18 protein-coding genes and 1 riboswitch are annotated in these 21,185 nt (G+C 62.1%); of the genes, 9 read left to right on the forward strand and 9 right to left on the reverse strand.

Going from position 1 to position 21,185, the window contains the following annotated elements; genetic code table 11:
• Nucleotides 1–126: 126 nt before the first annotated feature.
• Nucleotides 127–1,008 carry a LysR family transcriptional regulator gene (locus K5R89_RS12520; protein WP_023289814.1) on the forward strand — a complete coding sequence of 294 codons (882 nt, stop codon included), beginning with the start codon at nt 127–129 and terminating at the stop codon, nt 1,006–1,008.
• A gap of 8 nt (nt 1,009–1,016) precedes the next feature.
• On the opposite strand, the gene K5R89_RS12525 is transcribed toward K5R89_RS12520, so the two are convergent.
• Nucleotides 1,017–2,423 carry an MFS transporter gene (locus K5R89_RS12525; protein WP_072420121.1) on the reverse strand — a complete coding sequence of 469 codons (1,407 nt, stop codon included), beginning with the start codon at nt 2,421–2,423 and terminating at the stop codon, nt 1,017–1,019.
• A 590-nt stretch (nt 2,424–3,013) separates the two neighbouring features.
• Between K5R89_RS12525 and K5R89_RS12530 the strand changes: the two genes are divergently transcribed.
• Both K5R89_RS12530 and zapE read left to right on the forward strand, forming a co-directional pair.
• Complete coding sequence (locus tag K5R89_RS12530; RefSeq protein WP_064154571.1) at nt 3,014–3,694, forward strand: MgtC family protein; 681 nt, start codon at nt 3,014–3,016, stop codon at nt 3,692–3,694.
• 138 nt (nt 3,695–3,832) lie between these two features.
• Entirely contained in the window at nt 3,833–4,852 is a 1,020-nt protein-coding gene (gene zapE, locus K5R89_RS12535; RefSeq protein ID WP_254242821.1) for a cell division protein ZapE, read from the forward strand.
• A 33-nt stretch (nt 4,853–4,885) separates the two neighbouring features.
• Here the strand turns inward: zapE and katG are convergent, their stop codons facing one another.
• Nucleotides 4,886–7,063 carry a catalase/peroxidase HPI gene (katG, locus tag K5R89_RS12540; protein ID WP_044523422.1) on the reverse strand — a complete coding sequence of 726 codons (2,178 nt, stop codon included), beginning with the start codon at nt 7,061–7,063 and terminating at the stop codon, nt 4,886–4,888.
• A gap of 343 nt (nt 7,064–7,406) precedes the next feature.
• Nucleotides 7,407–7,486, forward strand: a riboswitch (ZMP/ZTP riboswitch).
• A gap of 17 nt (nt 7,487–7,503) precedes the next feature.
• Here katG and K5R89_RS12545 point away from each other — a divergent pair.
• The 3 genes from K5R89_RS12545 to K5R89_RS12555 all read left to right on the forward strand — a co-directional run bounded on the left by K5R89_RS12545 (nt 7,504) and on the right by K5R89_RS12555 (nt 11,115).
• Entirely contained in the window at nt 7,504–8,136 is a 633-nt protein-coding gene (locus K5R89_RS12545; RefSeq protein WP_023289802.1) for a LysE family translocator, read from the forward strand.
• A gap of 221 nt (nt 8,137–8,357) precedes the next feature.
• Nucleotides 8,358–10,268, forward strand: a complete 1,911-nt coding sequence (gene mrdA / locus K5R89_RS12550; RefSeq protein ID WP_032452966.1) for a penicillin-binding protein 2 — start codon at nt 8,358–8,360, stop codon at nt 10,266–10,268.
• Nucleotides 10,269–10,377: 109 nt separating this feature from the next.
• Entirely contained in the window at nt 10,378–11,115 is a 738-nt protein-coding gene (locus K5R89_RS12555) for a glutamine amidotransferase (RefSeq protein WP_101989557.1), read from the forward strand.
• On the opposite strand, the gene pqqF is transcribed toward K5R89_RS12555, so the two are convergent.
• From pqqF to K5R89_RS12590, 7 genes are all read right to left on the reverse strand, one after another.
• Nucleotides 11,112–13,397 (reverse strand): pyrroloquinoline quinone biosynthesis protein PqqF, encoded by a 2,286-nt coding sequence (gene pqqF / locus K5R89_RS12560; RefSeq protein ID WP_217259410.1) that lies wholly within the window; start codon nt 13,395–13,397, stop codon nt 11,112–11,114. The genes K5R89_RS12555 and pqqF overlap by 4 nt on opposite strands.
• Nucleotides 13,397–14,539, reverse strand: a complete 1,143-nt coding sequence (gene pqqE / locus K5R89_RS12565) for a pyrroloquinoline quinone biosynthesis protein PqqE (RefSeq protein ID WP_044523417.1) — start codon at nt 14,537–14,539, stop codon at nt 13,397–13,399. Before pqqE ends, pqqF begins: the two co-directional genes overlap by 1 nt.
• Nucleotides 14,526–14,804, reverse strand: coding sequence for a pyrroloquinoline quinone biosynthesis peptide chaperone PqqD (gene pqqD, locus K5R89_RS12570; RefSeq protein WP_044523416.1), 279 nt, complete (start codon nt 14,802–14,804; stop codon nt 14,526–14,528). Before pqqD ends, pqqE begins: the two co-directional genes overlap by 14 nt.
• A gap of 2 nt (nt 14,805–14,806) precedes the next feature.
• A complete protein-coding gene (gene pqqC / locus K5R89_RS12575; RefSeq protein ID WP_023289796.1) occupies nt 14,807–15,562 on the reverse strand; it encodes a pyrroloquinoline-quinone synthase PqqC in 756 nt (251 codons plus the stop codon).
• Entirely contained in the window at nt 15,556–16,482 is a 927-nt protein-coding gene (gene pqqB, locus K5R89_RS12580; protein WP_217259409.1) for a pyrroloquinoline quinone biosynthesis protein PqqB, read from the reverse strand. Before pqqB ends, pqqC begins: the two co-directional genes overlap by 7 nt.
• Nucleotides 16,483–16,536: 54 nt before the next feature.
• Nucleotides 16,537–16,608: a pyrroloquinoline quinone precursor peptide PqqA gene (pqqA, locus tag K5R89_RS12585; RefSeq protein WP_002905689.1), complete on the reverse strand. Its 72-nt coding sequence runs from the start codon at nt 16,606–16,608 to the stop codon at nt 16,537–16,539.
• A 136-nt stretch (nt 16,609–16,744) separates the two neighbouring features.
• Nucleotides 16,745–17,764, reverse strand: coding sequence for a dipeptidase (locus tag K5R89_RS12590; protein WP_064154573.1), 1,020 nt, complete (start codon nt 17,762–17,764; stop codon nt 16,745–16,747).
• Nucleotides 17,765–18,006: 242 nt separating this feature from the next.
• On the opposite strand from K5R89_RS12590, the gene K5R89_RS12595 reads away from it, so the two are divergent.
• The 3 genes from K5R89_RS12595 (at nt 18,007) to K5R89_RS12605 (ending at nt 21,166) form a co-directional block, all read left to right on the forward strand.
• The gene (locus K5R89_RS12595) at nt 18,007–18,999 is read left to right on the forward strand and encodes an alpha/beta fold hydrolase (RefSeq protein ID WP_023289793.1); all 993 of its coding nucleotides are present in this window, start codon (nt 18,007–18,009) and stop codon (nt 18,997–18,999) included.
• 86 nt (nt 19,000–19,085) lie between these two features.
• Nucleotides 19,086–19,826: a response regulator gene (locus K5R89_RS12600; RefSeq protein WP_017900551.1), complete on the forward strand. Its 741-nt coding sequence runs from the start codon at nt 19,086–19,088 to the stop codon at nt 19,824–19,826.
• Nucleotides 19,823–21,166: a HAMP domain-containing sensor histidine kinase gene (locus tag K5R89_RS12605; RefSeq protein WP_023289792.1), complete on the forward strand. Its 1,344-nt coding sequence runs from the start codon at nt 19,823–19,825 to the stop codon at nt 21,164–21,166. The genes K5R89_RS12600 and K5R89_RS12605 overlap by 4 nt, the downstream gene beginning before the upstream one ends.
• Nucleotides 21,167–21,185: the final 19 nt, after the last annotated feature.

Genomic DNA, 21,185 nt, shown 5'->3' on the forward strand with positions numbered 1-21,185 from the left:
CGTCGCGCCGTCCTGCGCCCGTCGCCCCCTCGTCTCCTCGCTTGAATTTATCGGTTATGAAACTAACATTCTGGTAACCTGTGCGCGGCCCCGGGGGTGAACGGCGGGGTTCAAACGGGAAAAAGAATGGATATTAAGCAACTCAAGTATTTGATCGCGCTCGATCAGACGCGCCATTTTGGCCAGGCGGCGGCAGCCTGCCATATTACCCAGCCGACCCTCTCCATGCGCATTCGTAATCTGGAAGAGGAGCTGAACCTGACCCTTATCCAGCGCGGCCAGCGCTTCGAGGGTTTTACCCCGGAGGGGGAGCGGATCCTGGCCTGGGCGCGGGCGGTGCTGGCCGCCCATGACGGTCTGGCGGCGGAGGCGGCCATTTGTCGCGGACAGATGGTCGGTCAGCTGCGGGTTGGCATGGTGCCGCTGGCGAGCCTCAATCCGATGCAGCTGATTAAACCTCTCGCGGAGAAATACCCGGCGCTGCAGTTCAGCCTGCTGTCAATGACCTCGGAGCAGATTATCGATGGCGTCAGCCGCAACCAGCTGGACCTGGGGATCTGTTACCTGCAGCATCTGGATGAACGTCTGTTTAAGATCGCCCGGCTGCCGCAAACCCGGATGGGACTGTTGCACGATAAACGCCATTTCGACTTCAGCGACGGGACGCCGGGGTGGGATACGCTGGCGACGCTGCCCCTTGGCTTTCTGACCAAGGGAATGTACTACCGGGAATCCATTGAAATCAGCTTTAAGGCCAAAGGGCTAACGCCGAAGTCTGTCTTTGAAAGCGATTCGACGTTTCAGATTATCCAGGCGGTGCAGGCGGGGATCTGCTGCGCCATCATGCCGCTCAACAACGGCCTGGAAGCCCTCAGCGACAATCTTGACATCCTGCCCATCGCCGAAAGCCAGGTCGATTCGCAGCTGGCGCTGATTATGCGCCAGCAGGAGCCGGTCTCGACCCTGGCGGAAAAATGCTTCGCCGAGGCGCAGGGGATTTTTGGCTGAGGCCAGCCTCAGATATTCTCCAGTCGAATGCCCCGGGTTCTCGGGCCGAAGATCCCCACCGACAGCATCACCATCAGCATACTGACGACGATAAAGCTAATCACCCCCGGCGTACCGGCATATTGCAGAATAATGCCGATCAGGATGCTGGTCACCGCGGTCGAGAGCCGGCTGAACGAGTAGCAGAAGCCGACGGCGCGGGCGCGAATATGGGTCGGGAAGACCTCGGCCTGGTAGGCGTGGTAGCTGATGGTCAGCCAGGCGTTGGACCAGGTGATCATAAACCCGCAGATCACCAGCAGAACCGGACTGTTCTGCAGGGCAAACAGGGTGCCGAAGATCACGGTCATCAGCGCGGAGAGGACGATCTGCCACTTGTTCTCAAAGCGATGCACGAAGCGGGTGCAGAACAGGCAGCCCAGCGGATAGGCGAGGGTGATAAAGAAGGCGTACAGCAGACTGTGGGTAATGCTGGCGCCTTGACCGGAGAGCAATGCCGGCAGCCAGTTGCCAAAGCCGAAGAAACCAATCGCCTGGAAGAAATTCATCACCATCAGCATCAGGGTGCGCTGCCGATACTGCGGCGCCCAGATTTCGCGGAAGGTGCCGCGTTTGACGACGCTCTCCGCCGCCTGCGCATGCTTCGGCGACGGCGTCAGGCCGCAGCGGGATTCCATCGCGCACATCACCGCATGCGCCTCATCATGCCGCCCTTTGGTTTCCAGCCAGCGGGCTGACTCCGGCAGTTTTTTGCGGATAAACCAGATCGCCAGCGAGAACAGTGCGCCGAAGATGATCACCCAGCGCCAGCCGCTGAGGCCGAAGAGGGTGGTTGGCACCAATATCCAGGACATCAGCGCCACCGCCGGAACCGACAGAAACTGAATAAAGAAGGCAAAGGCGAAGGCTTTATTGCGCAGGTGGGTAGGGACCCATTCGCTGAGGTAAGTGTCAATGGTCACCAGCTCAATGCCGAGGCCGATCCCTACCAGAAAGCGGAAGAAGATCACCCCTTCCGCGCTGCTCTGGGTCGCCATCAGCAGCGAGAAAAAGCCGTACCAGGCGAGCGCCACCATAAAGGTCAGCCGGCGTCCCAGCTTGTCCGCCAGCGGCGCCAGCAGGCTCGCGCCGATAAACAGCCCCATAAAGGTGGCGGAGGCAAAGGCCGCCTGATCGGCGATGCCAAAGATCCCCGCCGCGCCGGTGTGGAAAATACCCTCCGCCAGCAGGCCCGCGCTGATGTACCCGGTCTGGAACAAGTCGTAGAGCTCGAAGAAGCCGCCGAGAGAGAGCAGGGTGATAAACGACCATAACCCGAAGGAGGCGGGCAGCGCGTCAATGCGTCCGGTTAAGCTGGCGTGCGGTTGTCCTGGCGAAGCATAGGGCGTTTCGCCGAGAACCTGGGTGGTAGACATGGTGTTGTGTTCCTCAGGAAGAATGGTTTGCCTGCTAATGTTAAGTGATTGTTAATAGTTTTAAATTTTTAATCTTCAGCGTTAACGGCAATCTTTAGCGCAAGATCGCGCCGTACAGGAGGAAAGTTGAGATTCATGCTGCTTTTCGCCGCACGCCAGGGGAAGAATTGAAGTAAATCACCGTGGACGGCAATGCTCCCCGCCTGGCGTTATCGCGCTGCCCAGGGTCCGGGCCAGACAGAGTAAACGAATCCTCACCGGCGGCGTTTTCCCGCTTTACCCGCTATTACGCCGGGCTATAATGTGCCCACTTTCATACAGGAGTCATGCGTTGGACAGTCATCCTTATTGTTTTTCTCCGGCAAGCTAACGCGACTGTTTTCGCTGCTTGCCAAACCGGCGGGCAGCAATCTTTGATTATCGGATTGCCTCCCTGAATGTAGTAATTCGCGACCGTACGCGAGAGGCACCGTTATGTTTCTGTTTCCCACCAGCTTATTTCCTCCACCATCACCCGCCCGCTAATTGCCCGGCGCGGCTGAGCGCGACATCAATAATTTTTGGCTTTCTGTTATCTGGAGGAAGGCGCGATGGTATTTCCTTATATGACACATTTACTCGCGGCGATGCTGCTGGGTGCGCTGATCGGCGCGGAAAGACAGTGGCGGCAACGTATGGCCGGCTTGCGGACCAATGCGCTGGTGGCCACCGGCGCGGCGGTGTTTATTCTTAGCGCGATGTCGGCGTCGCCGGACAGCCCCGGGCGCATTGCGGCGCAGATCGTCTCCGGTATCGGATTCCTTGGGGCAGGAGTGATCATGCGCGATGGCATGAACGTTCGCGGCCTCAATACCGCCGCCACCCTGTGGTGCTCGGCCGGTATCGGTGTCCTTTGCGGCCTGGGACAGTTCTGGAACGCGACGGCGGCGACGCTGATTATTCTGTGCGCCAATATCCTGCTCCGCGAAGCGGCGCAGCGCATTCATGCCTTGCCGGGCGCCGGAGACGAAGAGAAACGCTATATCTTGCGCGTCACCTGTTTACGCGAGCATGAAAAGGCCGTGCGTCAGCTGCTGCTGAATATTGCTCAGCAGCAGAGGTTCACCCTGCAGGGGCTGCAGTCGGCGGCGGCAGACACGGCGGATCAGCTGGAGATTTGCGCGGAGCTGATTAGCCATAAGCAGCATCACAAAACGCTGGCGCAGATTATGGCGCAGGTGGCCGGCCAGCAGAACGTCACCGCGGTTCACTGGCGCGTCGGGGAAGCGTAGAGACAGGCGGCGGGGCAGCAGACATGGCCGCTCGCCGCGCGATTCGCCAACCTGCGGGAAAGCGGCTAGAATGGCCTCCTGCCGGAGGTTATAAGAATGTTAAATAATGGATGTGTGTCGTCGGGATCTGCCCAGACTATGACGATGGCTGATTTTCGCTTTACCCGCGTGATGGCCGAGCAGGCGGCGCGTGCCCGTCTGACGCTGGACGACGATCAGCTGTCGCTCATCGCCCGCCTCGACGCCCTGGGCCAGCAGCTATTGTCCGCGCCCGGCACGCCGCAGGGACTGTACGTTTGGGGACGCACCGGGCGAGGGAAAAGCTTTATTCTCGACCACTTTTTTGCCAGCCTGCCGCTCGCCGCCAGGCGTCGGGTCCATTTTCATCACTTCTTCCGCGAACTGCATCAGCGGCTGAATGCCCCCGGCGCGCCCGGCCTGCAGGCGGTGATGATGCAGATGACCTCCGGCTGCCGCCTGCTGTGCTTTGACGAATTTCATCTTCACGACCCCGGCGACGCCATGCTGATAAAGGCGCTGCTGGAACACCTTTTTCAACGGGGCATCGTGCTGCTGGCAACCTCTAACTACCCGCCGGAGATGCTGCTGCCTAATCCGCTGTATCACGATCGCTTTTTACCGTCGATCGCGCTGATCCGCGCCCACCTGGCGGTCGTCGCGCTTAACGGCGAGGAGGATTATCGCGAACGGCACCTGAGCCAGGATAACGCCTTCTGCAGCGGGCGGCTATGGGTTAACCCGAGCGAACAACAGCGTCAGCTGTACGATCTGCCCTCGCTGCCTGCCGAACCGGTTCCGCTGGCGGTAGGCTATCGCACGCTGCAGGCGGCCGCGGCGTCACCCGACTTGCTCCATTTCTCTTTTGCCCAGCTCTGCCAGGCCGCCACGGCGGTGATGGACTATCTGGCGCTCAGCGAACGTTATGCCGTCTGGTTGCTGGACGAGGTGCCGCCGCTGGCCACGGTAGGGCCGGCGGCGCAGCAGCGCTTTATCAACGTGATTGATGTGCTGTATGAAAAGCAGAACCGCCTGCTGCTGGTGACCCGCTGCGACCTGGAGACGCTGGTGGCCGGGGTGGAACTGGAGGATATTCAGCGAACGCGGAGCCGCCTGCAACAGCTGCCGCGGGCGGTATAAAAAAACGCCCCGGCGGGTGCCGGGGCGAGGGGATCACAGGTCGAAACGGTCGAGGTTCATAACCTTGGTCCAGGCGGCGACAAAGTCATGCACCAGCTTCTGCTGCCCGTCGGCGCAGGCGTAGACTTCCGCCAGCGCGCGCAGGACCGAGTTGGAGCCAAACACCAGATCCACGCGGGTGGCGCTGTACTTCGCTTCGCCGGTTTTACGGTCGCTGCCGGTAAACAGCTCCGCCCGATCATCGGCCGCTTTCCAGACGGTGGCCATATCCAGCAGGTTGACGAAGAAGTCATTGCTGAGCACGCCGACGCGGTCGGTAAACACCCCGTGTTTGCTGCCGTCGTAGTTGGCGCCCAGCACGCGCAGTCCACCCACCAGAACCGTCATCTCCGGAGCGGTTAAGGTCAGCTGCTGCGCTTTATCGATCAACAGCGTTTCTGTCGACACACCGCCCTCGATGCGACGGTAGTTGCGGAAGCCATCCGCCAGCGGCTGCAGCAGGTCAAACGACTCGACGTCGGTCTGCTCAGGCAGGGCGTCGACGCGGCCTGGAGTAAACGGCACGTTGACGCTGACGCCGGCCGCCGCCGCAGCCTGCTCAACGCCGACCACGCCAGCCAGCACGATGATATCGGCCAGCGACGCTTTGCCGGAGGCGCGCTGGATCGCCTGCAGGGTCGGCAGCACCCGACTGGCGATAGCATTGACCGGCCAGTCTTTCTGCGGGGCCAGCGCCAGACGCGCGCCGTTGGCGCCGCCGCGCTTATCACCGCCGCGGAAGGTGGAGGCGGAGGCCCAGGCGACCGACACCAGCTCACTCACCGACAGGCCGGCGCCGGCGATGGCGGTTTTCAGGCTGGCGATGTCGTCCGCGCTCGGCTGATGGGTCGCCGCCGGCAGCGGATCCTGCCAAATGAGATCTTCTTTCGGCACTTCCGGCCCGAGGTAACGGGATTTCGGCCCCATATCGCGGTGGGTCAGCTTGAACCACGCTCGGGCGAACGCCTCGTTAAAGGCCTGCGGATCGTTGAGGAAGCGACGGGAGATCTTCTCAAACTCCGGGTCGAAGCGCAGGGTCAGGTCGGTGACCAGCATGGTCGGTTTGCGCTTTTTACCCGGGTTAAACGGATCCGGGATAATTTCCGGCGCGTCTTTGGCTTCGAACTGGATAGCGCCCGCCGGGCTGCGGGTCTGCACCCATTCGTATTTGAACAGGTTCTCGAAAAAGTAGTTGCTCCACTGGGTGGGCGTCTGCGTCCAGACCACTTCCAGACCGGAGGTGATGGCATCCGCGCCTGCGCCGCTGCCGTAGCTGGAGTGCCAGCCCAGACCCTGGGCTTCCAGCGGGGCGGCTTCCGGCTCGGCGCCGACGTGGCTGGTCTCGGCTGCGCCGTGGGTTTTACCCAGGGTGTGGCCGCCGGCGATCAGCGCGACAATCTCTTCATCGTCCATCGCCATATTGCCGAAGGTGGCGCGAATGGCCGCCGCGGCGGACAGCGGCTCGCCGCTGGCGTTAGGGCCTTCCGGGTTAACGTAGATCAGCCCCATTTCGGTGGCGCCGATGGCCTGTTTCGCCAGGCTTTCCGGGTGACGGTGGGCCAGCCACTCTTTCTCATCGCCCCAGTCGACGTCCAGATCCGGTTCCCAGACATCTTCACGGCCGGCGCCGAAGCCAAAGGTGCGGAAGCCGGCGTTTTCCAGCGCAACGTTACCCGCCAGCATGTAAAGATCGGCCCAGGAGATTTTCTGGCCATATTTCTGTTTCACCGGCCACAGCAGACGGCGGGCTTTATCGAGGCTGACGTTATCAGGCCAGGAGTTCAGCGGCGCAAAGCGCTGCTGTCCACGACCCGCGCCGCCGCGACCGTCAACGGTGCGGTAGGTGCCGGCGCCGTGCCAGGCCATACGAATAAACAGACCGATATAGCTGCCCCAGTCTGCCGGCCACCACTCTTGCGAATCGGTCAGCAGCGCTCTGAGGTCAGCCTTCAGCGCGGAGTAATCGAGCTTTTTAAACTCTTCCCTGTAGTTAAAATCCTCACCCAACGGGTTGGAACGACTGGAGTGCTGGTTCAACAGATCGACACGCAGCTGGTTAGGCCACCAGTCGCGGTTGCCGGTGCCGCTGCCGGCGCTCTGCTTGGGCGTCTCGGCGTGGAAAGGGCACTTTCCGGCGGATGCGTTGTTGGATGGGTCGTTAGACGTGCTCATATCAGGCTCCGTTTGCTTTTGTGAATGCCGTTACGATATACACTGCTACCAATAAGCGATATTTGAATGAGTCTACGGATTTAATAGCTAATTCCGTTCAACGAAGGGCGAAACACCCTCTTATATGCCCTGGCGGATCCAGGGGTAAAAAATAAACCTCATCATTAACCATAGTCGTAACGAGACGGCAAAGGAAACGATCTGTGTCAAACGGGCAGAAGGAATGCTAATTGTTTGAGATATGACAATTTTACTATGAGAAAAGGATGAGGGTTTTCCGCTGCGCGAGCGTAACGAATGCCCGACGCAGGGGTTGTTGGCAAACGCAGAATAAGCTAATACTTAGACACCATGTGACTGGCGCTAAAGACAGAATACTGTTGGGGAGCATGGTCAACGTCGCCGCGCGCCTGGGCATTACCGCTATCTGGAGATAAGTTATGCCTGAATTAGCTTCTTTAATGGCCTTTGCCGCGGTGGCGCTGGGGTTAGTGTTAACCCCTGGCCCCAATATGATGTATCTCACTTCGCGTTCGATTTGCCAGGGAAAACGCGCTGGCTTTATCTCCCTTGCCGGGGTGGCCGTGGGTTTTTTCTTCTATATGTTGTGTGCCGCTTTCGGCATTACCGCGTTGGTTTTCGCGGTCCCTTACGCCTACGATGCATTGCGTTTGTGCGGGGTCGCTTATTTGCTCTATCTGGCGTGGCAGGCGATTAAACCGGGAGGGCGGCCGATATTCGCGGTGCGCGACTTACCCGCCGACAGTGGGCGTAAGCTGTTTCTGATGGGATTTATCACCAGCCTGGCGAACCCCAAAGTTGCCATCCTGTATTTGTCCCTGCTGCCGCAATTTATCACCCCCGGACTCGGCAGCGTGCTCAGCCAGTCGTTAATATTAGGCTGTACCCAGGTATTAATCAGCGTGGCGGTGAACGGCCTGATTATCTTGCTGGCCGGGCAGGTGGCGCTTTTTCTTGGTCGGCGACCGGGCTGGCAACAATTTCAACGCTGGCTGATGGCGACGGTACTGGCCGGGATGGCGGTTAAGATCGCTTTTGAGGCCAGAAAATAACCGGGTTTACCGGGGAAAGGTTAGCCAGCGAGACCTGTCGCTGGCCAACCTCGCGCCCTGATGCCTTTCTTCCACAGAGAAAGGCTCTCCACGCTCTAACATGCTGAAACATTTCTGCCAGATCATTAGCAACCTTTCAGTAGGGCTAACGCCGCGATAAGGCTATGCTTCCCGGCCGTTACGCCGTTGGTTTTTCCCGTGATCCAGGTGATGTACCGCTAATGCCCCTTTTGAGAGATGAAATTCGCGACCACTCCGCGGAAGAGATGCTGTTTATCCGCCGGGCCGCAATCGCCTTTCTGCTGGTGGTGGTCTGCTTTGGCGTGCTGATTTTCAACCTCTACCATCTGCAGGTGGAGCAGCACGATTTCTACCAGACCCGCTCCAACCAAAACGATATCAAAATGCTGCCCATCGCCCCCAGCCGCGGGCTGATATTCGATCGCAACGGCATTCCGCTGGTGCAGAATATTACCCTGTATCGCCTGCAGGTGATCCCGAGCAAAATTCCCGATATGGCCGCGCTGCTGCAAAGCCTGACGCCGATTGTCGACCTGACGCCGGACGACATCGCCAGTTTCCGCGACGATATGCACCACAGCAGCCGCTATAAAGCGGTTACCCTCAAGTCCGACCTCAGCGACGTAGAGGTGGCCCGCTTCGCGGTCAACGAATTCCGTTTCCCCGGGGTGACGGTGGAGAGCTACCAGCAGCGTGAATACCCCTACGGCGCAGAGCTGGCGCACGTGGTGGGCTATGTGTCGAAAATCAACGACAGCGACCTGCAGCGGCTGGCGAAAGACGGTGAAGAGGAGAACTATGCTGCCGACCACAATATCGGCAAGCAGGGGATCGAAGGCTATTACGAAAAAGCGCTCCACGGCACCACCGGCTACCAGGAGGTGGAGGTGGATAACCACGGCCGGGTGGTACGTCTGCTGAAAGAGGTACCGCCGGTAGCCGGGAAAAACCTTTACCTGACCCTTGACCTGCACCTGCAGCAGTATATCGAGTCGGTGCTGAAGGGGCAGCGCGCGGCGGTGGTGGTGGTCGATCCCCGGGATGGCGGGGTACTGGCGATGGTCTCCAGCCCCAGCTACGATCCTAACCCGTTCGTCAAAGGCATCGGCTATCAGGCCTATAAATCGCTGCTGGATAACCCCGACCGACCGTTAATCAACCGTGTCACCCAGGGGCTGTATCCCCCGGCCTCGACGGTGAAGCCCTATATGGCGCTCTCGGCGCTCTCCGCGGGCGTGATCACGCCGAATACCACCTTCTTCGGGGCGCCGACGTGGACGCTGCCGGGCACGCAACGCCGCTATCGCGACTGGCTGAAAACCGGCCACGGGATGCTCAACGTCACCAAAGCCATTGAAGAGTCCGCAGACACCTTTTTCTACCAGGTTGCCTTCGAGATGGGTATCGACCGGATCCATGAGTGGCTGAGCAAGTTCGGCTACGGCCAGTCTACCGGCATCGATCTCAATGAGGAGTATGCCGGGGTACTGCCGAGTCGGGCGTGGAAGCAGCGGGTGCATAAAAAGCCCTGGTATCAGGGGGATACCATCTCCGTCGGCATCGGCCAGGGATACTGGATCGCCACTCCCATCCAGATGGTGAAAGCGCTCACCACGCTGCTGAACAACGGCAAGGTGCAGGATCCGCATCTGCTCTATTCGATGAAGCAGGGCAATCATGTGGAACGTTATCAGCAGCCGGCGAACCTGCCGCAGGTCGGCGATCCGAAATCCCCGTACTGGGGCATTGTGCGCAACGGCATGTATGGGATGGCGAATCTGCCCAACGGCACCGGCTATAAACTGTTCCATACCGCGCCGTATCAGATTGCGGCAAAGTCCGGGACCTCGCAGGTGTTCAGTCTGAAGCAAAACCAGACCTATAACGCCAAAATGATCCCGGTGCGTCTGCGCGACCACATTTTCTATACCCTCTTTGCCCCTTATCAGCATCCGAAGGTGGCGATGGCGCTGATCCTGGAGAACGGCGGCGGGGACGGGGTGGTGGCCGGACCGACGGCGCGCGCCATCCTGGACCATATTTTTGTCCCGCAGCAGGCGCCGGCGGCGGCCGCCGACGTGCCGCAGCGGGAGAGCGCGGACGCCCAGTAAGCGGCAGGACTTATTCCGCAGGCGCATCGTTCATAGAAATTGGTTATTTGTCCCCTTATCTTCCCGGCGGCATAGTATTTTTAAGGAACATGACGAGTGAGGAGGAAGGGTGACACGTAAGCGATTATTGCTGGTTCAGACCGGGACGCCCCCGGCAGCCATCCGCGAGGAGCATGGCGATCTGCCGCGCTGGTTCCGCACGCTGCTGGCGCCGTGGCAGGCGCAGCTCACCGCGGTACGGGTGTTTGAGGACGAGCCGCTGCCGGCGCCGGATCGCCAGACGGTGGCGGTGCTGACCGGCTCCTGGGCGATGGTTTCCGACCGCCTGGCGTGGAGCGAACGGACCGCCGACTGGATCCGTCAGGCGGTGGCTATCGGCATGCCGCTGTTCGGCGTTTGCTATGGCCATCAGCTGATGGCTCATGCCCTGGGTGGCGAGGTGGCGTATCATCCAGCCGGACGGGAAAGCGGCAGCCAAACCGTTTCGCTATCGCCATGGGGTGTCGACGACCCGCTGCTCCGGGACCTGCCGGCCGCCTTTCCCGCGCATCTGAGCCATATGCAAACCATTACCCGCCTGCCGGAGGGGGCCACGGTGCTGGCCGCGTCCGCTCACGACCCCCACCAGATCGTGCGCTACGGGCCGCTTGCGGTCTCCACGCAGTTTCACCCGGAGTTCACCGCGCCGATTGCCCGCGCGCTGATCCGCTACCGGGAGGCGGTGCTGCAGGCAGAGGGCATCGACCCGCAGCGGTTATACAATGAGGTGCAGGAGAGCCCGCAGGCCGCGGCAATCCTCACGCGCTTCGTCAGCGCCTTTCTGCCCCCTGATGCACCCGGCCATTAATCCCCTGCAGTGAATAGCACCCGCCAGCGGCGACGCCGGCGGGACATCTCGTGGGCCAGGTCGACGACCGCTTCGACGCGCAGCGCGTCAGCCGCCTGCGCCGTCAGCTCCGGTAAAGCATACTTCTGACGCAGGGCGGCCAGCGCCTGCGCCTCGGGCGGCGTCCGGGCGCGGACCTGTGCGGCCAGGCGCTGCTGTAGCGGCCTGAAGGCCGCCTCATCCAGCGGCGGCAGCTGGCGCAGAAAGGTTTTGCAACAGCGCAGCAGTTCCACGGCGCGGCGATCCGGGGACTGGAGCGCCATCAGCAGCCCGTCGCGATCGGCGACGCGCTGATAGCGGCAGCTCACCACATAGCCAATCTGCTGCTCTACCCGCAGGCGCTGGAAGAAGAGCGGTTCGCAGCGCTGCGCCAGCACCCGCAGAGCCGCCAGCGAGGCGCCATCCGGCAGCGGAATAAAGACCAGCAGCGCCGTATCGCCCCCGGGGAAAGCCAGCCGTTCGACGCCGCGCCGGCAGGGGCCGGGGAGGCTGCCCGGCGGGTTGACCGGGACGGTAAGCAGGCTCAGCTGGCGCGCGACCCACCGCGCATCCTCCGCGCGGCCGCCGGCCAGGGCCGCCAGCCAACCAGCCTGATGCTCTGATGTGGCCAACCGTTCGGGGAGCTGGGCCATGAGATGACGGATAGCAATACTCTCCGGCGGCGGGGTCAGCGGGTCGGCCGGGAGCGCGAGCTGCCGCACGATGGCCTGCAGAATAGCCTCCGGCCGCCGGCCGGCAGCTGGCAACTGCAGGAGCAGCTGCCAGCTGCCGTCGACGCGATGCCACTCGCCGTGGCCCCCGGCGTGGCGCAGCGCGGCGAGCAGCGGGCGCAGCTGTTCCCCGCGCGCCAGCCCCTCGGCCTGAGTGGGCGAGCAGGAGAAGGGCGGTCGGAGCAGGAGCCTCGGCGGCTCTCCCGATGACGGGAGGTGGAGCAGCGGCGCGGCTTGCGCCGGACTTTCGGCCACGAGGCCGCCAGCGGCTTGCGGATAAAAAGCGAATTTCAGCGCCGGGGCAGTGACCGGGCGGCGGCGCCAGCGGCTGAGCGGCAGGCTAAAGCCCTGGGTGGCAACAGGCTCCCCTGGGGAAAGGGTCTGGCAGGCCAGGCTGACCGTAGGGGCGGCTTGCAGGGCGGCGCAAAAATCGGCGAACCCGACGGGCGGCGCGCCGGGGGCAAAGCCGAATGCCCGCTGGCGCAGCTGATCGAGGGGCGACAGCGCCTGAAAACGGCGCCGGGAGAGCTGATAGTAGTGTTGCTGCTGGTCTGGCGTCGTCCGCTGTAGCGCCTGCAGCCAGTGGGTTATCTGCCGGTCGACCTGTTCCGGCTGGTCGCTGGCGAAGACCAGCGCCAGCCAGCCGAGGTGCCGATCCTGATACAGCCAGTTCAGCGCGACCTCGTGCGCCTGACCACGCTGGCGCAGCCCGGCCATCAGGCTGCCGGGGGCTTCATCGAGCAAAAACTCGCGCAGTAAGGTGACGTTGTCACTTAAGGCGATCAGCGGACAGCGCCACAGGGCGGGCCGGGCGTCGACCGCCAGCTGCAGCTCAGTGGTCTCGCCCAGGCGCAGCGGCGGCGCCGGCGGCGGAGCCTCGCCTGCGGCAAGCCCGGCGGCGAAACGGACCGCCAGCTCGCCGAGCGCCTCCAGCGACTGCGGTCCCTGCAGCCAGAGCTGCATCCGCCGGGCGACGTAATGGGTGTGGTGAAAATCGCGTAAGGCCGCCTGCAGTGCAGGGAGATCGCCCGCCAGCGCGTCGGCGCTGCCTACCTGAAAGCGGCGAAACGCCGCGGGCGCGCTGGCGGCGTGACGCACGGCGGCTTCCCGGCGCGACGGCTCATGCTGCTGGATAAGGCGGTACTCGGCGTCAATCACCGCCACTTCGCGCTGAATATCTTCCCTGAGCAGCCGCGGCGCCTGCAGCATCTCCTGTAGACGCGCGACACCGTCAGCCAGACCATCGGCGGCGACCTCGAAAAAGAACGCGCTATGGCGGGCCAGGGTGGTGGCATTCACGCTTCCGCCCTGGCGCTGCACCCAGCCCATCAGCCGGTCATCATCCCGGTAGCGCTCACCGCCGTAAAACAACAGGTGTTCCAGCAGGTGCGCCAGCCCGGGGAAGCGCGAGGGTTCGTGGTGGCTGCCGGCGGCGACCCGCGCCAGGGCCGCCGCGCGTTCGGCCTGCGGCTGATAGACCAGGGTGGCCTGCAGGCCGCCCGGCAGCGTGACGGTGCGGGTCGCCAGCGTCATTACAGGTCCCGGGTTTTGTAGATCAGCTGCGAGCTGGCCCGGTTGCGGAACTGCAGCTGGCTGACTTTTATCTCGCTGCAGGCCGCTTCGCGCCGGGCGTCGAGGATTTTGTGATGATGCGGGGATTTGCTGCACACCGGGTCGGCGTTATCGGCGCTGCCGGTCAGCATAAAGGCCTGGCAGCGGCAGCCGCCGAAGTCTTTCTCTTTTTCATCACAGGAGCGGCACGGCTCCGGCATCCAGTCATACCCGCGGTAACGATTGAAGCCGAACGAGTCATACCAGATCGACTCCAGACTCTGCTCCAGCACCGACGGAAACGCCACCGGCAGCTGGCGCGCGCTGTGGCACGGCAGGGCGGTGCCTTCCGGGGTGACGCTGAGGAAAATCGATCCCCAGCCGCCCATGCAGCCTTTCGGCCGCTCTTCGTAATAGTCCGGGGTGACAAACAGCAGGTTGGTGAGGTTGCCGCTGGCGGCCATTTTCCGCCGGTAGTCGGCGACCACCTGTTCGGCGCGGGCGATCTGCTCCCGGGTCGGCAGCAGCCCCTCGCGATTGAGGAACGCCCAACCGTAAAACTGGCAGGTGGCCAGCTCAACGTCATCCGCTTCCAGCTCAATGCACAGCGCGATAATTTTATCCAGCTGATCGATGTTGTGCCGGTGCAGAACGAAGTTGAGCACCATCGGATAGTCGCGCGCTTTCACCGCTCTGGCCATCGCCAGCTTCTGCTGGAAGGCTTTTTTGTTGCCGGCCAGCGCGGCGTTGAGCACTTCATCGCTGGCCTGGAAGCTAATCTGGATATGGTCCAGCCCGGCCTCGCTGAAGGCGTCGAGTTTGCTCTCCGTCAGCCCTATCCCGGAGGTGATCAGGTTGGTATAAAACCCTAGGTCGCGCGCGGCGCGGATCAGCTCCGGCAGATCTTTACGGGTCAGCGGCTCGCCGCCGGAAAAGCCCAGCTGTACGCTGCCCATCGCCCGCGCCTGGCGAAAGACCTCGATCCATTGTTCGGTCGTCAGCTCTTTTTCCTGTTGGGCGAAGTCCAGCGGATTCGAACAGTAGGGGCACTGCAACGGGCAGCGATAGGTTAGCTCCGCCAGCAGCCACAGCGGCGGATTGACGGCGGGTTTACGCTGGCTCACGGCAGGTGATCCACTTCTGTTGACAGGCTATCTGCAGGAACTCGATGACGTCGTCATCAACACCTCCGGCTTCCGGGAAGCGGTCGTTGAGCATGGCGATAATCGCCGCGACGTCGCGCCGGCCATCCACCAGCTCGAGGATCGCCGCGGCGGTCTCATTGAGTTTGGCCATTCCCTCCGGATAGAGGATCACATGGCTCTCCTGGGCGGCTTCCCACTGCAGGCGGTAGCCGCGACGAAAGGCAACGATGGAGGTTTTTTGCATGATTACACCAGTCGGGTCGTGTGCCAGGCCGCCTTGTCGGTGACCGTATGATAGGGCGGGCGCTGCAGGGCATAGGCCATGGTCATGGCGTCGAGCATCGACCATAAAATGTCGAGCTTAAACTGCAGGATCTCCAGCATCCGGTTCTGTTTCTCAGCGCTGTCGCAGTAGGCCTTCGCCAGCGCCAGGCCATGCTCCACGTCGCGGTTGGCCTGGCTCAGACGGCTGCGGAAGTAAAAATAGCCTTCCTCTTTGATCCACGGATAGTGCTGCGGCCAGCTGTCGAGGCGCGACTGATGGATCTGCGGAGCGAACAGCTCGGTCAGGGAGCTGCAGGCCGCCTCCTGCCAGCAGGCGCGACGGGCGAAGTTAAGATAGGCATCCACCGCGAAGCGCACGCCGGGCAGCACGTGGCGCTCGCTGAGCAGATCGTCGCGGCTCAGACCGACCGCTTCCCCCAGCCGCAGCCAGGCTTCAATCCCGCCGTCCTCGCCGTGGCTGCCATCGTGGTCGAGGATCCGCTGCACCCATTTGCGCCGGGTCTGCGCGTCCGGGCAGTTGGCCATGATCGCCGCGTCTTTCAGCGGGATAGTGGTCTGGTAATAAAACCGGTTCGCCACCCAGCCCTGAATTTGCTCGCGGGTCGCGTCGCCGTTATGCATGGCGATGTGGTAAGGGTGGTGAATATGGTAGAAGGCGCCTTTGGCCCGCAGGGCCGCTTCAAAGGCCTGCGGCGACAGCGTGTCGGTGATCAGCATGCGATATCCTGAAGGGTGATAGCCATCCCGTCCCAGCTCACTTCAATCCCCTGCTGCGTCAGCGCCTGACGCTGGGGAGAGCGCTCATTAAGGATCGGGTTGGTGTTATTGATATGAATAAGAATTTTGCGTTTTGCCGGCAGGGAGGCCAGCAGGGCCATCATCCCGTGCTCATCGCCGAGCGCCAGGTGGCCCATATCGCGGCCGGTATTGCGCCCGACGCCGGCGGCCTGCAGTTCGTCATCCTGCCAGACGGTGCCATCGATCAGCAGACAGTCCGCTTTTTGCAGCCAGGGCAGAATGGTCTCATCCGGCTCACCGAGCCCCGGAGCGTAGAACAGCGTCTGCCCGTTGTGGCGGTTTTCGATAAACAGCGCCACGTTATGGCCCGGCAGCGGCCGGTCGCGATACGGCGAATAGGGCGGCGCATTGCTGGCGATAGGCACCGCGGTAAACCGCAAATCAGGACAGGCGTCAACGGTAAAAGGCTGCTGCGGCGCGATGGGGTGATGCACCAGGCCGCCGTTCCAGTGGCGCAGCATGGTAAACACCGGGAAGCCGGTGGAGAGATCCTCATGGACCTCCGGGGTGCACCACACCTGGTGCGGGCAGCCTTCGCGCAGGCTGAGTAACCCGGTAGTGTGGTCGATCTGGCTGTCGGTGAGAATAATGCCGCCGATATGCGTTCCGCGCAGCACGCCGGCTTTATTCAACTCGGGCGTGTGGGCAATCTGCTGGCTGATATCCGGCGAGGCGTTGCACAGCACCCACTCTTGACCGTTATCGCTGACGATGATCGACGACTGGGTGCGGGCGCTGGCCTGGATCGTGCCGTCGCGTAGACCCTGACAGTTGGCGCAGTTGCAGTTCCATTGCGGGAAACCGCCGCCGGCGGCGGAACCGAGGACTTTAATGAACATGAAGACGGACCGGGTAATGAAAAAAGAGGCCCGCGCGAACGGCGGGCGGGGCGATTAGCGGTTAGAAATGTACAGCGTCACTTCCAGACCGAGACGTAAATCGATAAAAGCAGGTTTCTTCCACATGTTTTGTTCCTCTTAAAAATGACGACAGGCCTCACGGATAATGCAGGATCTGTGACGGCCGCCGCATATTGCGCTTCACCGGGAGAGAGATCAACCCGGAATCTGTAAGGAATTAACTTTATGTTTACAATATAACCTATTGTTGCCAAACATTTTTTAATACCCGCAGCCAGTTACGCCACAGCAGCTTATCCAGCACCAATTGATCATAGCCGCTGTCACGCAAGGCATTGATAAGCCGCGGTAAGCCGGCCACATCCCCCAGCGCGTCCGGCAGGGTGACGCCGTCAAAATCCGAACCAAGGGCCACATGATCCTCACCCATTATGTTAATAAGATAGTCGATATGCCGGATGATGGTGGCGAAGGGCGTGTCGCTATCGCGCCGTCCGTCGGCGCGCAGGAAGGCGTTGCCGAAATTAACGCCCACTACGCCGCCGCTGTCGCGGATCGCCCGCAGTTGCCGATCGGTCAGGTTGCGCGGCTGTGGGCACAGGGCGTGGGCATTGGAGTGGGTGGCCACCAGCGGGGCGGTGGAGTGACGGGCGGTATCCCAAAAGGCCTGTTCATTCATGTGCGAAACATCGATCTGCATCTTCAGGGCGTTGGCCTGGGCAATGAGCGCGATGCCCTCGCCGGTAAGACCCGGCCCGCTGTCCGGACTGCCGGGAAAGGCGCCGGTGACCCCGCAGCCAAAGCGATTGGCGATGTTCCAGAACGGACCAATGCTGCGCACCCCGGCGCGATAAAAGTCCTGCAGATCTTCGCCCTGGGCGTCAAACCCGCCGGCGCCTTCGATGTGCGCCACCATCGCCAGCGCATTATCCTGACGGCAGCGTTCGATATCCGCCGCGCTCAGGCACAGCCGCGCGCGGCTGGCGTCATGGGCGCAAATCGCCTTGAGGATAGCCAGCTGCTGCCAGAGGATCGTTAATGGGTCCCACTCCTGACTGGCGTACTGGGGCGCCACGCGGGCGATATACTCCTGCGGCGGTACAAAGAGGGCGAACAGGCCGCCGGCCAGACCGCCCTGGCGAATTCGCGGATAATCGAGGTGGCCGTTCTCTATCCCGGCAAAGAAAGCGTTCACCGGATCCTCGCGATGGTGAAGCCAGAGATTCAGCAGCAGGTCATTGTGACCATCAAAAATCGCCACAGCGGGCTCCTGGGTTATCAGGTGGTAAAAATGGCTGTCACGGTAGCGGATTTATGCCCGGGGGCAAGCAGAAATTCACAAGCCAGCAACAATTGCCAACATTGATTATGTATCACACTGTATCCCGCGGCGGATCGCTGACATGAAGAGATAAAAACGGCCCCGGTCGGGAACACGGCGGATACAAATTTCCGCTTAACTGGTTACGTACTCTCTTGATGACGATAAAAGGTGACATAGCGATGAACAGATTATCCCTGATCCGGTATACCAGCGCCGCGGCGCTGGGGTTATCCACCCTGTGGTCCGCCGCCGTTTGCGCCGCTGAAGACGCGGGGGCGTTCGACAAGATCCACCAGATCCACGCCGGCGATCTGAATATTGGCTACGTGGATATCGGCCCGCGCGACGGCCAGCCGGTGATTCTGCTGCACGGCTGGCCCTACGATATTCAGAGCTATGCCCAGGTGGCGCCAGCTTTAGCGCAGAAGGGCTACCGGGTGATTGTGCCGTATCTGCGCGGCTACGGCACCACCCGTTTCCTCTCCGCCAGCACGCCGCGTAACGGTCAGCCGTCGGCGATGGCGGCCGATATTGTCCATCTGATGGATGCCCTGAACATCAGGCAGGCGGATCTGGCCGGCTTTGACTGGGGGGCGCGCACGGCGGATATCGTCGCCGCGCTGTGGCCGCAGCGGGTGAAATCCCTGGTCTCGGTGAGCGGGTATCTGATCAGCAGTCAGCAGATTGGCGAAAAACCGCTGCCGCCGCAGGCGGAGCTGTCGTGGTGGTATCAGTTCTATTTTGCCACTCCGCGCGGGGAAGCCGGTTACCGGCAGAACACCCATGACTTTGCGAAATTTATCTGGCATCAGGCGTCGCCGCAGTGGCCATTCAGCGACGCAACCTTTGCCAAAACCGCCCGGGCGCTGGATAACCCGGACCACGTGGCGATCACCATCAGCAACTACCGCTGGCGCCTGGGACTGGAGAAGGGGGAAGCGAAGTATGCCAGCTATGAACAACGGCTGGCGGCGCTGCCGCCGATTACGGTGCCCACCATCACTCTGGAAGGGGCGAATAACGGCGCGCCGCATCCGGCTCCCGCCAGCTACCGGGCCAAATTTACCGGTAAATATGAGCACCGGGATCTGCAGGGGCCGGTGGGCCATAACCCGCCGCAGGAGGACCCGACGGCGTTTGTGCAGGCGGTGGTGGATGCCGATCGTTTGTAACCCGCGCCTTGCCGGCGGCGCGACGTTGCGCTTCCGGCAACACGGCTTATGCTTGTGAAGAGTCTAATTTGCCGCAGGAGCAGCCTTTGGAGCGTATTGACCACATCCTGGTCGTCGATGACGACCGCGACATCCGGGAACTGATTGTCGACTATCTGGAAAAATCGGGATACCGCGCCAGCGGCGCGGCGAACGGCAAAGCCATGTGGTCGGTGCTCAAAAACCATCAAATCGACCTGATTGTGCTGGATATCATGATGCCGGGGGAGGATGGCTTAACGCTCTGTCGCCAGCTGCGCGCAAACCCGCAACAGGATATCCCGGTGCTGATGCTCACCGCCCGCACCGACGACAGCGACCGGATCCTCGGCCTTGAGATGGGGGCTGACGACTATCTGGTGAAGCCCTTTGTGGCCCGCGAACTGCTGGCGCGCATCAAAGCCATTTTACGCCGCACCCGGGCGCTGCCGCCCAACCTGCAGATCACCGAGGCGGGCAGGCTGATCGCGTTTGGCGACTGGCTGCTCGATACCGCCGCCCGCCATCTGCTGGACGACAGCGGGGCGATTGTCGCCCTCAGCGGGGCGGAGTATCGACTGCTGCGGGTGTTTCTCGACCATCCCCAGCGGGTGCTGAACCGCGATCAGCTGCTGAATCTGACCCAGGGACGCGACGCCGAACTGTTTGAGCGGTCAATTGACCTGCTGGTGAGCCGGCTGCGACAGCGCCTGCGGGAGGATGCCCGCGAGCCAGCCTACATTAAGACGGTGCGCAGCGAAGGCTATGTGCTGTCGGTCCCGGTCTCCATCCGCGAGAGGCATGAATGAGGTTCTGGCCCGCCTCGCTGCAGTCGAGGCTGATGGCGCTGCTGTTTCTGGCGCTGCTGCTGGCGAATACCTTAACCCTGTCGCTGCTGTTTTATGAGCGTATGAGCAGCGCCCGCAGCGTGATGCTGGGCAATCTGGCCTCTGATGTCGCCACCAGCGTGGCGATCCTCGACCGTCTGCCGCCCGCTGAACGCCCGCAGTGGCTGCCGAAGCTGGCGCGCGGCAACTACCGCTATCAGCTGGACGCCGGCGAACGCGGCGACTACCCGGACAGCTGGCGCGCCCGGGACGCGGCGCGATCCCTGCAGGAGGCGTTGAGCGCGCAGTATCCGGTGAGTATTGTGGCGATCCCCGGTCCGCGGCAGCATATCCAGGCCCATATTACCCTCCACGATGGCGCCCCCTTAACCCTCGACCTGTGGCCGAAACTACCGCCCATCGCCCGCTGGCTGCCGGTGGTGCTGATCGCTCAGTTTGTCCTCCTGCTGGCCTGCGCCTGGTACGCGGTTCGCCAGGTACTGCAGCCCATTACTCGCTTTACCCATGCGGTGAATGCGCTTGAGCCGGCCAGCGACACGGCGGGAACCATGGCCGAGCAGGGGCCGGAGGAGGTGCGCCGTGCCGCCCGCGCGTTTAACGCGATGCAGACCCGCATCCACGATCATCTGCAGGAGCGGGCGCGGATCCTCGCCGCCATCTCCCACGATCTGCAAACCCCGATCACTCGGATGAAGCTGCGGGTGGAGATGGCCGACCAGCCTGAACTGCGCGACAAACTGCTGCAGGATCTCGACAATATGACCCGCCTGGTACGCGAAGGTATCGCCTTCGCCCGCACCTCGCAGCCGCTGGAGGAGGCGCGCCAGCGGCTGAACCTTGACGCCTTTCTCGACAGCATCGCCTGCGATTATGCCGATGTCGGCCGGCCGGTGCGGTTTTGCCCCGAGGCGCGCGCCGGAGTGGTGTGGATCCCACCGCAGGCCCTGCGCCGGGTGATGACCAACCTTATCGATAACGGGCTGAAATTCGGCGCCACGGTAACGGTCGCCCTGAACCGCGACGCCGCCGGGGATATCATCATTCATGTGCTGGATGAGGGGCCGGGGATCCCTGAGGCGTCGCTGCAGGCGGTGCTACAGCCCTTTTTTCGCCTGGAGGACTCGCGCAATCGCGATACCGGCGGCACCGGCCTGGGGCTGGCGATCGCCGCGCAGCTGGTCAGCCAGATGAACGGCACGCTGCGCCTGGCCAATCGCCCGCAGGGCGGTCTGGATGCCAGCGTGCGTCTCGCCGCGCAGGGATTGTATCCTGCTGTATCACCGGCGCAGATAGAAAACTAAGCCGACAATTCTCCCGCTT

The sequence above is a fragment of the Klebsiella sp. TF21-TM genome (assembly GCF_019753495.1).
GTDB lineage: Bacteria > Pseudomonadota > Gammaproteobacteria > Enterobacterales > Enterobacteriaceae > Klebsiella > Klebsiella quasipneumoniae.